Annotated in this window: 11 protein-coding genes; 4 read left to right on the plus strand and 7 right to left on the minus strand. The window is 63.6% G+C overall.

Features of this window, described 5'->3' with window-relative positions:
• Positions 1 to 3: 3 nt before the first annotated feature.
• Together ATO9_RS05990 and dtd are read left to right on the plus strand one after the other, a co-directional pair.
• The gene (locus tag ATO9_RS05990; RefSeq protein WP_043746699.1) at positions 4 to 675 is read left to right on the plus strand and encodes a nitroreductase; all 672 of its coding nucleotides are present in this window, start codon (positions 4 to 6) and stop codon (positions 673 to 675) included.
• Between the two features lies 1 nt (position 676).
• On the plus strand, positions 677 to 1,114 hold the full coding sequence (gene dtd / locus ATO9_RS05995; RefSeq protein ID WP_043746702.1) for a D-aminoacyl-tRNA deacylase: 438 nt from the start codon (positions 677 to 679) through the stop codon (positions 1,112 to 1,114).
• A gap of 312 nt (positions 1,115 to 1,426) precedes the next feature.
• On the opposite strand, the gene urtE is transcribed toward dtd, so the two are convergent.
• The 7 genes from urtE to ATO9_RS06030 all read right to left on the minus strand — a co-directional run bounded on the left by urtE (position 1,427) and on the right by ATO9_RS06030 (position 9,966).
• On the minus strand, positions 1,427 to 2,122 hold the full coding sequence (urtE, locus tag ATO9_RS06000; protein ID WP_043746705.1) for an urea ABC transporter ATP-binding subunit UrtE: 696 nt from the start codon (positions 2,120 to 2,122) through the stop codon (positions 1,427 to 1,429).
• A gap of 3 nt (positions 2,123 to 2,125) precedes the next feature.
• A complete protein-coding gene (gene urtD, locus ATO9_RS06005; RefSeq protein WP_043746708.1) occupies positions 2,126 to 2,866 on the minus strand; it encodes an urea ABC transporter ATP-binding protein UrtD in 741 nt (246 codons plus the stop codon).
• Positions 2,863 to 4,092, minus strand: coding sequence for an urea ABC transporter permease subunit UrtC (gene urtC / locus ATO9_RS06010; RefSeq protein WP_043746711.1), 1,230 nt, complete (start codon positions 4,090 to 4,092; stop codon positions 2,863 to 2,865). Before urtC ends, urtD begins: the two co-directional genes overlap by 4 nt.
• A 333-nt stretch (positions 4,093 to 4,425) precedes the next feature.
• Complete coding sequence (gene urtB / locus ATO9_RS06015; RefSeq protein WP_043746714.1) at positions 4,426 to 6,384, minus strand: urea ABC transporter permease subunit UrtB; 1,959 nt, start codon at positions 6,382 to 6,384, stop codon at positions 4,426 to 4,428.
• Positions 6,385 to 6,489: 105 nt separating this feature from the next.
• Positions 6,490 to 7,773, minus strand: a complete 1,284-nt coding sequence (gene urtA, locus ATO9_RS06020; protein WP_052418138.1) for an urea ABC transporter substrate-binding protein — start codon at positions 7,771 to 7,773, stop codon at positions 6,490 to 6,492.
• Between the two features lie 618 nt (positions 7,774 to 8,391).
• Positions 8,392 to 8,682 carry a hypothetical protein gene (locus tag ATO9_RS06025; protein WP_043746716.1) on the minus strand — a complete coding sequence of 97 codons (291 nt, stop codon included), beginning with the start codon at positions 8,680 to 8,682 and terminating at the stop codon, positions 8,392 to 8,394.
• A 357-nt stretch (positions 8,683 to 9,039) separates the two neighbouring features.
• A complete protein-coding gene (locus ATO9_RS06030; protein WP_043746719.1) occupies positions 9,040 to 9,966 on the minus strand; it encodes an alpha/beta hydrolase fold domain-containing protein in 927 nt (308 codons plus the stop codon).
• Positions 9,967 to 10,185: 219 nt separating this feature from the next.
• Between ATO9_RS06030 and ATO9_RS06035 the strand changes: the two genes are divergently transcribed.
• Positions 10,186 to 11,490: a M24 family metallopeptidase gene (locus tag ATO9_RS06035; protein ID WP_043746722.1), complete on the plus strand. Its 1,305-nt coding sequence runs from the start codon at positions 10,186 to 10,188 to the stop codon at positions 11,488 to 11,490.
• A complete protein-coding gene (locus ATO9_RS06040; protein ID WP_043746724.1) occupies positions 11,490 to 12,167 on the plus strand; it encodes a cysteine hydrolase family protein in 678 nt (225 codons plus the stop codon). The genes ATO9_RS06035 and ATO9_RS06040 overlap by 1 nt, the downstream gene beginning before the upstream one ends.
• The last annotated feature ends 96 nt before the right edge of the window (positions 12,168 to 12,263 follow it).

The following is a 12,263-nucleotide window of genomic DNA, read 5'->3' on the forward strand; positions in this document are numbered from 1 at the left end:
CGCATGAGCCGTTTTGACACCCTGACCGAGTTGCTGATGGAGCGTCACTCCTGCCGCGCTTTCCGCCCCGATGCGGTAGCCGATGACGTGATCGCCCGGATCGTCACCGCCGCCGGGCGCGCACCGTCGTGGTGCAATGCCCAGCCCTGGCAGGTGATCGTCACCCGTGGCGCGGAAACCGACCGCTTCCGCGAGGCGCTGATGCAGGCCGCGCAGACCACCCCGGAAAACCCCGACCTGCCGGGACCGGAGGCCTATACAGGCGAACATCAGCAGCGCCGCCGCACCTGTGGCTGGCAGCTTTACGAAGCCGTGGGCGTGACCAAGGGCGACCGGGCGGCCTCCATGAAGCAGGCCTTCGAGAACTTCCGCCTCTTTGGTGCGCCGCACACGGCGATCATCACCTCGGGGCGGGAACTGGGCAGCTATGGCGCGCTGGATACCGGCGGTTTCATCACGACCTTCTGCCTGGCCGCCCAGGCGCTTGGCGTGGCGACCGTGCCGCAGGCCGCGGTGGCGTTCCAGTCGCCCGCCGTGCGCGATTTCTTCGACATCCCCGAGGACCGGCTGATCCTTGCGGCAATATCCTTCGGTTACGAAGACCCGGATCACCCGGCCAACGCCTTTCGCACCGAACGGGCGGACCTGTCTGAAATCATGGAGATCCGGGGCTGAGATGCGGGCGCTATTGCAACGTGTGACCGACGCGCAGGTGCGTGTCGACGGTGAGGTGATCGGCCAGTGCGGCCGGGGCCTGATGATCCTGGTCTGCGCCATGCGCGGCGACGAGGAATCCCAGGCCGAGGCGCTGGCCGCCAAGGCCGCGAAATGCCGTATCTTTCCTGACGAGGCGGGCAAGATGAACCGCTCGCTCCTCGACATCGGAGGAGAGGCGCTGGTGGTCAGCCAGTTCACCCTGGCCGCCGATACCCGTTCGGGCAATCGGCCGGGCTTTTCCACCGCCGCCGCGCCGGAGGACGGGCGCCGGCTATACGAACATTTCGCCGCGCATCTGGGCAGCCTTGGCGTGAAGGTCGAGACCGGACAATTCTCCGCCGACATGAAGGTGTCGCTGACCAATGACGGCCCGATCACCATCTGGATGGAGATCTGATCCCGCCGGTCTTCGGGCGGTGAAGGCAACTATTCCGGCTGTCACCCGTTATCCCTCCAGATCATCACAAGATTTGGAGAGAGACAGTGAACCGCATCATCTACCTCGTAGGCCTCGTCGTCTTCGTCATCGCGATCCTCAGCTTCCTGGGGTTTGCCTGAGTTCGAGCCCTTCCTGAGAGACAAGGGCTACATAGACCCACGGGGTGGCGCCAAAGCGCCGCCCCATCTGGGTGGGTCAGAAGCTTAAGGCACTACCTTGGTGGAACCGACAAACAACGCCTCGGATGACGTTTGAGGATAGTGTGATCCCTCAGACAGACACTTCCGCCATCAGCTGATCCTTGGTCAGGTCGGCCTTCGTGCCCGAGGTCGTGACCTCGCCCCGGCGCATCACGTAGAACGTGTCGGCCAGGCCGTAGGCGAACTCGAAATACTGCTCCACCAGGATGATCGCCATGTCGCCCTTGTCGCGCAGGTATTCGATCACGCGGCCGATCTGCTGGATGATGTTGGGCTGGATGCCCTCGGTCGGTTCGTCCAGCAACAGCAGCTTGGGCTGAGTGATCATCGCCCGGGCAATCGCCAATTGCTGCTGCTGCCCCCCCGACAGGTCACCCCCGCGACGATGCAGGAAGTCCTTGAGGATCGGGAACAATTCGAAGATCTCGTCGGGGATCTTGTGTTCGCTCCGCGGCAGGCAGGCAAAGGCCGTTTCCATGTTCTCCTGCACCGTGAGCAGCGGGAAGATCATCCGCCCCTGCGGCACGTAGCCTATCCCCTTCTGTGCCAGTTGATGCGCGGGCAACCGACCCAGGTCCTCGCCATCCAGCGACATGTCCCCGCCGGACCGTGGATGCGTGCCCGAAATCGCGTTCAGAAGCGACGTCTTGCCCACACCGTTCGTACCCATGATGCAGGTGACCTTGCCCGTCTGGGCCTCCAGGTCGATGCCGTGCAGGATCTGGCTCTGGCCGTAATGCAGGGTGAGGTTTTGAACATTCAGCATGGCTCAGCGTCCCAGGTAAACGTCGATGACTTCTTGGTTGGCCGTGACGTGATCCAGCGACCCTTCGGCCAGGACCGATCCCTCGTGCAGGACCGTGACCTTGCATTCCAGCCGGCGGACGAATTCCATGTCATGTTCCACCACGACCACGGCACGGGTCTTGGCGGCCTCTTTCAACAGGTCGGTCGTATGTTCCCGCTCAGCCAGTGTCATGCCGGCGGCGGGTTCGTCGACCAGCAGCAGGCGCGGTTCCTGCGCAAGCAGCATCCCGATTTCCAGCCATTGCTTCTGACCATGCGACAGCTCTCCGGACTTGCGGTAAAGCTCGTCCGACAGACCGATTTCGGAGGCCAGTTCCTCGACCCGGCCGCGATCGGCGAAGCTGGGCTTGTAGAAGAGGCATGGGAAGGATCCACGCGGGTTCTTGACCGCCATCAGCAGGTTATCGTGAACGCTCTGGTCCTCGAAGACGGTGGGGCGCTGGAACTTGCGGCCGATCCCCGCCTGGGCAATCTTGGCCTCGTTCATTTTCAACAGATTGACGGATTTTTCGCCCCAGATAACACGGCCCTCGTCGGGCTTGGTCTTGCCGGTGACGATGTCCATGAAGGTGGTCTTGCCGGCGCCGTTGGGACCGATGATCGCCCGCATCTCGGCCTCGCCGATCTGGAAGGACAGGTTGCGGATGGCCTTGTAGCCATCGAAGGTCACGGAGACGCCGGAGACCTCGAGAAGCGTGCTCATTTCCGGCCCTCCTCTTCCATGAGCGACCCCTTGTCCGGGCCGTAATCCGCGCCGTGGCGGTTGGGGGTCAGGCGGCCGGTGACGATGTCGACCAGCCCGCCGATGCCCTTGGGCGCGAAGAGCGTGACGAGGACGAAGCTGAGGCCCAGCAGGACAAGCCACCAATCGACCCAGTCGACCGTGTAGAAGCCCAGCGGCAGCGAGGGCACCAGGCCGCCGGTGAACCAGGTGGAGATGAGCGAGACCAGCGCGGCCCCGATCACGGCACCGTAGAGCCGGCCACGGCCCCCGATGGCCACCCAGACCGCCAGGTAGATCGAGGCGATCGGGGCGATCTCGCCCGGGTTGATGATGCCCGCCTGCGGATAGTAGAGGGCACCGGCGATGGCGGCGATGATCGCGGTGAAGGTGAAGATGAAAAGCTTGTAGCCTTCAACGGAGTAGCCCAGGAACCGAACCCGCGCCTCGTCATCGCGGATGCCGCGCACGACCGAGCCGAACTTGCCCGACACGACCCAGGCGCAGACCACGTATCCGATGGCCAGGGCGAGGGCGGAGGCCCAGAGGAACCAGACCGACACGACCGCCTGCGAGGCGGTGACACCGGGGAGATTCTGCAGCCCTGACAGGCCGTTATTGCCGCGCAGACCGGATTCGTTCTGGAAGAGGTAGAGCGACAGCGCCAGCGTCATGGCCTGGGTCAGGATCGACAGGTAGACGCCGGTCACGCGTGAGCGGAAGGCGAGCCAGCCGAAGACCAGCGCCAGCAGCCCGGGCACCAGCAGCACCATCAGGAGCTGCAACGGCAGGGAATGCGCGAAGGCCCAGATCGGCGGGAAATCGGAGGAGCCGACAACGCCGAAGATCTGCGTGCCGATGGCATCCACGACCTCCTGATCGGTGGGCGGGATCGCGGCGTTAGACATTGATTCCGCAACAATAAGTTCGGTCCGCGCATACATCAGCCACATGCCGATCATGTAGCCGCCCAGCCCGAAGAAGGCGAAGTGACCGAGGCTGAGGATACCGCAATAGCCCCAGACCAGATCCATCGCGAGCGCCACCAGGCAGAGGCAGAGCGTCTTGCCCAGGGTCTTGATGAAGGAGGTCGAAATCAGGCTGGCGCCGAAGGCTTCGGACATCAGCGTGACCGCGATGGTGAAGACCGCGAGCAGGGCCAGGAAGACCAGGATCGAGGGGTTCCGGACGAGGAAGGTACGGCTCATGCGCGGCCTCCTTTGCGGGAGGTTAAGGGCCCGGACGGCACGTCGGTATCACGTCGGTATTGCGTCGGTATTGCGTCGGTGCCGCGCGCCGTTTTCCCGGACCCGGCTTTTTCGCTTGCGGCGGGCGGGGCTGGGGGCTCTGCCCCCGTCGCCCTGCGGGCGCCTCCCCCGGAGTATTTCCGGCAAGATGAAGAGGGGGCGTCGAGCGCGGAAGGCGACGGCACCGCACGGGGCCCCGGGGCGGCCGGATGGGTGCGGCGCAGATGTTCGATCAGCAGCAGCGCGGCGGGGGCGGCGTTGGTATTGGCGGGGGGCGAGGTCAGGATCATGGGATCAATCTCCGGCAGCGCGGCCCTTGAGGGCGATGATGCCGCGGGGGCGGAACTGGATGAAGATGATGATGAAGACGATCATGTAGGTCTGGGCCGCCAGCGTGTTGGACGGGTTGAACCATTCGATGCCCTTCTGCAGGAAGCCGATCATCGTGGCGCCCAGCAGGGTGCCCCAGATATTGCCGACCCCGCCGACCACGACGGTCATGAAGCTTTGCACGATGTAATCGGCGCCGAGTTCCGAGGTGACCTTGGCATAGAGCCCGATCGCCACACCGGCGATGCCGGCGATGCCGGAGCCGAGGCCGAAGGTCATCATGTTCACCTTGTCGGGGTTGATCCCCATGGAGGCGGCCATTTTCGGGTTCTGGGTCACGGCGCGGGTTTCGAGGCCGAGGCGGGTCTTCTTCATGATGAAGAGGAAGATGCCGAGGAAACAGAGCGCCAGGACGAAGATCGCGATCCGGATATAGGAGATCGAGACGACGTCGTTGAGGATCCATGCCCCGTCGAGCCAGCCCGGGGAGGTCAGCGGACGGGCCTGGGTGCCGAAGATGTTCTTGGCCAGCTGTTGCAGCGCGATGGAAATGCCGAAGGTGGCCAGCAGGGTTTCCAGCGGGCGCGAATAGAGGTGGCGGATCACCAGCCGTTCCATCGCGACGCCGGCGCCGAAGGTCACCGCGAAGGCCACGGGGATCGCGACCAGGATCGACACGGTGTAATTGGGGATGATCTGCTGGATCACGTAGCCGGTATAGGCGCCCATCATGATGAATTCGCCATGCGCCATGTTGATGACCCGCATCACGCCGAAGGTGATGGCGAGGCCGATGGCGGCGAGGAAATAGATCGAGGCCAGCGACAGCGCGTCGAGCGACAGGTCGAAGAATTGGTTGAGCGAGACCGAAAGCTCGATCGAGTTCAACACGTCCTCGGCCGCGTCGGTGACCGCCTGGTTCGGTTCGAGATAGGTCTCGTAGAAGACATGGTCGTCGATGGCCTGGGCGACCTCGGCATTGGTGGCGGCGGCTTCGGCGAGGCCGGCCTCGACCAGGGCGGCATAGGCGCGGTCGCGGGCCTCGGGCGAGGACAGCGAGGCGACGGGCACGCCGCCGACATTGTCGCCGTCGATATTGTCCTGCAGGGTGCGGCGCTGCATGTCGTCGGTCAGGCGGGCCGGCGCGAGACCTTCGGAAACGAGGAGTTCGTAGGCCTCGACCTCGGTCAGGTCCTCACCGGGCTCCAGTTCGCGGGCGATGTTCACGCCGTCGGGCAGCGCGGTGCCGGCGGAGGTACGGGTGGCGAGGATCGGGTTCAGCTTGGCCCGGACATCGACCGAGAGATCGCCGCGAAAGGCATCCATCGCCTCGATCCGCGCCTCGGGCGTGGCGCCGAAGGAGATCGTGAGCAGCCGTTCCAGCCGTTCCTTGCGGGTCTTGATCTCGGGATCGGTTTCGTCCTCGATCGAAGCGCGCAGCACCGGCAGGTGACTTTCATTGCCGTTGCGGGCCAGGCTGTCGAGCGCGTCGATCCGGGCGGCGGGATCGGGATCGGAGAGCTGGAATTTCACCAACGCGGAACCGATCATGCCACGGATGCCGGAATTGGGCTTCAGCTGGTCATAATTTTCGTCGGAGACCTCGCCGATTTCCTCGGCGGTGGCGAAATCGAAGATGCGCAGCGTGTCGCGGTCGATCTCTTCGGCATAGACGAAAAGGCCGGTTTCCTCGTCGAGCCACATCTCGCGGGCGGCCCAGCGTTCGAGGACCAGCTGCGCTTCGGGCAGGCCGGAATCGCGGATCGCGTCGATGGCGGGTCCGATGGTCCGGCGGGAGCTGTCCTGGATGATCTCGCTATGCTCCTGGAGCAATTGCTGGATCGGAGCGTCGGCATCCTGGGCGTGGCCGGGCGCGGCGAAGGCAAGCACAAGGGCCGCAGCCGAGAGGAAGCGTGAGATCATCGAAGCCTACCGGATGGAATTGGGAGAGAGTTTGCATGGCGGGGCCGCCAGGGCCGCCCCGACCGGGGGTAGAACGCGGGGCCGGCCAGGCCGGCCCCTGTCCTATCAGTAGTTGGATTCCAGCTGGACGCAGGTTTCCGTGTCGGTGTTGTACATACCGCATTCCAGCTCTTTCCAGTCGGACTTGAGCACGGCGGATTCCGGCAGGAAGTCGGTCCATGCATCGCCCGGAACCGGATCGGTTTCGGAGATGATGTCGAACTGGCCGTCTTCCAGGATTTCACCGATCAGCACCGGCTTGGCCAGGTGGTGGTTGGTGCCCATCACGGCGGTGCCGCCGGTCAGGTTCGGGAATTCCTGGCCCCACATGGCTTCGCGCACGGCGTCCACGTCGGTGGTTCCGGCCGCTTCGACCGCGTTCACCCACATGTTGAAGCCGATGTAATGCGCTTCCATCGGATCGTTGGTCACGCGGTCTTCGCCGGCGAAGGCCTTCCACTTCTCGATGAACTCGGCGTTGACGTCGGTGTCTGCGGACTGGAAGTAGTTCCAGGCAGCCAGGTGGCCGACGAGGTTGGAGGTGTCGAGGCCCGAGAGCTCTTCTTCACCCACGGAGAAGGCGACGACGGGGATGTCCTCTGCGGAGATGCCCTGGGCAGCCAGTTCCTTGTAGAAGCCGATGTTCGCGTCACCGTTGATGGTGGAGATCACGCCGACCTTCTTGCCGTCTGCGCCCAGTGCCACGACGTCGGAGACGATCTTGGACCAGTCGGAATGGCCGAAGGGGGTGTAGTTGACGAAGATGTCTTCCTCGGCGATGCCTTTATCCTTGAGGTAGGATTCCAGGATGTTGTTGGTCGTGCGCGGGTAGACGTAGTCGGTGCCGAGCAGGGCGAACTTCTCGACGCCCAGTTCTTCGAGGTAGTAATCGGTGGCCGGGATCGCCTGCTGGTTCGGCGCGGCGCCGGTGTAGAAGACGTTCTTGGAAGATTCCTCACCCTCGTACTGCACCGGGTAGAACAGCAGGCCGTTCAGTTCCTCGATGACGGGCAGGACGGATTTCCGGGACACGGAGGTCCAGCAGCCGAACATCACGTCGACCTCGGACACGGTCAGCAGTTCACGCGCCTTTTCGGCGAAGAGCGGCCAGTCGGAGGCCGGGTCGACAACGACCGCTTCCAGCTGCTTGCCCATGACACCGCCCTTGGCGTTCTGCTCTTCGATGAGCATCAGCATGGTGTCTTTCAGCGTGGTTTCGGAAATCGCCATCGTGCCGGAGAGCGAATGCAGGATGCCCACCTTGATGGTATCGTCCTGAGCGATCGCGGCGGTGCTGATCATCAGCGAGCCGGCGGCGGCGCCCAGCATCTTTTTCAGAAATTGCGACATGACGTTGTAGTCCCCTCTGTCGTCCGTCGCCGGTGGAGCGATTGAAACATCGCCAACACGTTATATGTAAACACCAGCGACAAATTGTTGCTTGCGTGCGGCGGTGACCGGACTGGCGAATGGTGCGCCGTCGCACGTTTCAATGCCTCCCCCCATAGGGATGCGGGGCTACAAAATCCGCTTTGCCGTGACTTGGGAACGACTCGTGATCCGTTCGGGACCGGATTGGGGTGAGCGATGAATTAATGGGCGCATAAACGCGGTTAATGCCCGATTGTTAGGCGAAATGACCCCGGGTCATGCCGGAATTGAGGCCGGAACGGTCGCAAAAACGGGCCCGGGCGCTGGATTGCCACGCGCCCGGGCCAAAGCGGCCACCCGGAGGGCGGCGGCAGAGACGGCGGTGCGAGAGCTGCACCGCCGTTCATGAAAGGCGAAATGGAAAACGTTAGGGGCCGATCAGGGACCCGGACGCACCGGGCCGTCGGCAGGGCTGTCACATCCGGGGATGCGCACAGGGTATCGGGACGGTGACGCACCTCCCGACCCGACCACGCCCACCATTAACCAACAGAACAACACCATTGGCAGACGCGGTCAGGCGAACCAGAGTAATCGTTAACAGAAATCCCCTGCGGCCATGCGGGTCGGCCCCGCGGCCACGAAGGGGAGGACATTGCCCGCACCGGCAGCGCTGGCTGCCTGTTCCGCGCGGCGCATGCGCTCGATTTCGTTTGCGAGAAGGAAGAGACGGGTGGAAGATTTGACCACGCCGGTGCGTGCGGCTTCATAACCGCTGAATTCCACAAAGCTCGATGCGATCTGGAGTGCGAGGTCAGCGCGTTCGCTTTCCGGAGCGTTCATGATTTCGTCTGCGATCCGGGCGCTGAGTTCGTCGAGCTTATCCATACCTACGTTACCTTTCATAACTTCGTGTCGCCGCTTTCTTAGCCCCGACACCTGGGGTCACGCCGTTTTCCTTCGGCTGTATACAAATGTACGTGAAAAAAGGCGGAACTTGGGCAGCGCTCGGACCCGTAAAAGACATTGTTACGAAATCACGAACAATGTGTTCGGAAAGTCACGCTTTCTTCCCCTGCGTCACCTGTCGACTATCCCAAAGGTTAGGGGATTCTAAAGGTTGATTACGGAATCCTTTTTTGACGCGCGCAAAACCTCTCAACCTGTATACCTTTGTATAGGATCGATTCGGGGTTCGATTCGGAGCCGTCCGGAAATCCCATTTTTTTCAGCAAATCCAGAAAGTTAAGAAGACATTGCCCGCGCGAGTGCCGCAAAGTAGCCACTTTCGAATAGCCGTGTTTGCCTGGCATCGGGCGCCTGGCGCTGGAATGCATGATAGGCACCGGGGATAACCCTTATTTCACAGGGAATTTGACGCGCGATAAGCCTCATTGCAAAATCCACATCCTCTGCCACAAAAAGGTCAATATCTCCGGATCCGATCCATGCGGGCGGCAAATCCGACAGATTCGCGGCCCTTGCGGGCGCTGCGAGGTAGGAAACGCCCTCTCCGCCGGGTACGTGACCCAGATAGGCGGTCCAACCGGCGACATTGGACGCGGCCGTCCAGACATGGTGGCGCGGCCCGGTCCATGGATTGGCGGGAGATCCGGTGCGATCGTCGATCATCGGGTAGATCAGGCACTGAAAGACGGGCTGCACCCCGCCCGCATCGCGCAAGGCCAGTGCCAGCGCGGCGGCCAGCCCACCGCCTGCGCTTTCCCCCAGCAGGGCGATCCGGCCGGGAACGAACCGATCCCCCTGCCCCTGCATCCAGTGCCATGCTGCGATCATGTCGTTCAGGGCGGCGGGATAGGGATGCTCCGGCGCCTTGCGATAATCCACGCTGAGCACCGCCACCCCAAGGTCCAGCGCCAGCGCCCCGTTGCGACGATGCGATTGCTCGGGCAGACCGAACATGTAGCCGCCCCCATGGCTGTGCAGCACGCCAGGCAGCGGACCCTGCGCGCCTTCGGGGCGATACAACAGGGCGCGCGGGCCATCGGGCGTGATCCAGAGCTCTTCGACCGTGACCCCGGCCAGCGGCGCGCGCGGCAGATGCGTCGCCCGTGCCTCCTCCCGTCGGCGGGCGATGGTGTCGGGGCCCTGGTCTTCGGTCACGTAATCCCGCAGGCCGATTTCCATTTCCGGATCGACGATGAATGTCATGCGGGTCCTCCTCCCCAAGCATCACGTTGCAGCAAAGGGGAGGCCAACGGGACGGGGCTGTCAATCTTGCCACCTGCAGAGACCTGCCCATTGATATAGCAGATATTTGCCCGGATGTCGGAAACAGACCCCCCGGGGACGCTGCGGCACATGGCGACGCCATTGCAATGCGACCAGACTGACCGAAGAGTAAGTCAAAAGACGGACCGGAGGTATAATATGTCCATTGTCGTTTTCGACCCCGACAGCACCGATGATGTGGATTGGAGGGATCGGATGCGGCATCCGATGGCCGACGACCCCGCGGGCGGCATGTTCCTGTCGGATACGGAGCCGTCCTTCATCGACGCCCCCAAGCTGCGCGCCGAACGGCTGAACAAGCTGCGCCGCTGGATGAAGGAGGCGGGATTTGGCGCCGTGCTTCTGTTCGATCCCTACAACCAGCGCTACGCCACCGGGTCGCGCAACATGCACGGTTATTTCCTGCGCAATTCCTCGCGGTACTTCTTTGTCCCGCATGAGGGGCCGATCACGCTCTTCGAATATCCGCAGACCTACCACCTGTCCCTGTCGCTGGAGACGGTGGACGAGGCGCGCCCCTCGAAACTGGTCTGGTCCTCCGTCTCGGGCGCCGACGAGGAAACCGCCGGACCCTTCGCCAGCGAAATCGCCGAGCTGATGCGCGAACGCGGCGGCGGGTCGCTGAAGATCGGCATGGACCGCTGTTCCCACCTTCAGGCGCTGGAGCTGGAAAAGGCCGGGCTGGAGGTGCACGACATCATGGGCGACATCCTGTGGGTGCGCGCCGTGAAGACCCCCGAAGAGGTGAAATGCCTGCAGGCCTCCATGGCGGGGGCAGAAGCCGCGGTGGCCGCCGTGCGCGAGGCGATCAAGCCCGGCGTGTCGGAAAACGAGCTGTTCGCGGTGATGTATCACGAGGTGATCCGCCAGGGCGGCGAATTCATCGAAACCCGCCTGATCAATTCCGGCCAGCGCACCAACCCCTGGTTCAACGAGGCCTCGGGCCGCAAGGTCCGCCCCGGGGAACTCGTGGCGCTCGATACCGACACGATCGGCTGCTACGGCTATTATTCCGACTTCTCGCGCACCTTCCGCTGCGGGCCTGGATCGCCCACGAAGTACCAGAAGGAACTCTACCGGATGGCCTGGGACCAGGTGCAGTACAACATGGACATCCTGCGCCCCGGCATGGAGTTCCGCGAGATCGCCGAGAAGGCCTGGAAGATCCCCGACCGCTTCGTGGAAAACCGCTATACCTCGGTGATGCACGGGGTGGGGATGCATGGCGAAACGCCGTTTATCGCCCATTCGATGGATTACGACACCTATGGCCGCGATGGCATCCTCGAACCCGGCATGGTCGTGTCGGTGGAAAGCTATATCGGCGAAAAGGGCGGCAACGAGGGCGTCAAGCTGGAGGACGAGGTGCTGATCACCGATACCGGCATCGAACTGCTGTCCCGCTTCCCCTACGAGGAAGAGTTCCTGGACGGACATGTCTGATGCATGAAGACCTGAGCCTGCCGTTGGGGCGGACAATGCTCCTGCCCATCGACATGCAGGAGGAACACCGCATTGATGCGCGCTACCTGGTCGAGGGCTATGACCGCGTCCTGGCCAATGCCGCCACGCTTCTGGACGCGGCCCGCTCGTCCGGCGTCCGGGTCCTGCATGCGGGGTTCCGGCGCGATTTCACCCGCGTGCCGCCCCGCCCCTTCGAACCCGTCGCCTCGGACGGCACGCCGATCTTTTCGGACCCCGACCTGCCCGGCTGCGCCATCTGCCCCGAGGTCGCCCCGCATCCCGGAGAGGACGTGCTGTGGAAGAACGACCTCAGCTGCTTCTCCGAGCCCGGCTTTGACCAGATGCTGGACCACCCCGACTGGCTGGTCATCTGCGGTGTCTGGGCCGAGGCCTGCGTGGCCGCCACCATCCGCGACGCGGTGGCCCGGGGCATCCACGTGCTGCTGGTCAAGGATGCCGTCGGCTCGGGCACGACCGACATGCAGAAAAGCGCCGTGATCAACCTGGCCAACCGCCTCTATGGCGGGGCCGTCTGCGACACCCAGACCGCCGCCGCGCTGCTGTCGGGCGAAACCCGCCCCGCCTGGCACCTCGTCGGCTCAGCCCCCCTGCGCTATACCGGCGACACGATCGCCCCGGTCTACGACGCCCTTTGACCCGGCACACCGCCCGAAAGGTGCGCGCCACGGACCAGCCAGGCCCCCTTCCGCTTCATCTTGCCGGAAATACTCCGGGGTGAGGCCGCAGGCCGA

Origin of the sequence: Pseudooceanicola atlanticus (assembly GCF_000768315.1) — a bacterium.
Lineage (GTDB): Bacteria > Pseudomonadota > Alphaproteobacteria > Rhodobacterales > Rhodobacteraceae > Pseudooceanicola > Pseudooceanicola atlanticus.

Coding starts and splice junctions, on each gene's coding strand:
- ATO9_RS06035 (WP_043746722.1), top strand. CDS start 10,186: ATGTCCATTGTCGTTTTCGACCCCGACAGCACCGATGATGTGGATTGG.
- ATO9_RS06040 (WP_043746724.1), top strand. CDS start 11,490: ATGCATGAAGACCTGAGCCTGCCGTTGGGGCGGACAATGCTCCTGCCC.
- urtD (WP_043746708.1), bottom strand. CDS start 2,866: ATGAGCACGCTTCTCGAGGTCTCCGGCGTCTCCGTGACCTTCGATGGC.
- urtC (WP_043746711.1), bottom strand. CDS start 4,092: ATGAGCCGTACCTTCCTCGTCCGGAACCCCTCGATCCTGGTCTTCCTG.
- urtE (WP_043746705.1), bottom strand. CDS start 2,122: ATGCTGAATGTTCAAAACCTCACCCTGCATTACGGCCAGAGCCAGATC.
- urtA (WP_052418138.1), bottom strand. CDS start 7,773: ATGTCGCAATTTCTGAAAAAGATGCTGGGCGCCGCCGCCGGCTCGCTG.
- ATO9_RS06025 (WP_043746716.1), bottom strand. CDS start 8,682: ATGGATAAGCTCGACGAACTCAGCGCCCGGATCGCAGACGAAATCATG.
- ATO9_RS05990 (WP_043746699.1), top strand. CDS start 4: ATGAGCCGTTTTGACACCCTGACCGAGTTGCTGATGGAGCGTCACTCC.
- urtB (WP_043746714.1), bottom strand. CDS start 6,384: ATGATCTCACGCTTCCTCTCGGCTGCGGCCCTTGTGCTTGCCTTCGCC.
- dtd (WP_043746702.1), top strand. CDS start 677: ATGCGGGCGCTATTGCAACGTGTGACCGACGCGCAGGTGCGTGTCGAC.
- ATO9_RS06030 (WP_043746719.1), bottom strand. CDS start 9,966: ATGACATTCATCGTCGATCCGGAAATGGAAATCGGCCTGCGGGATTAC.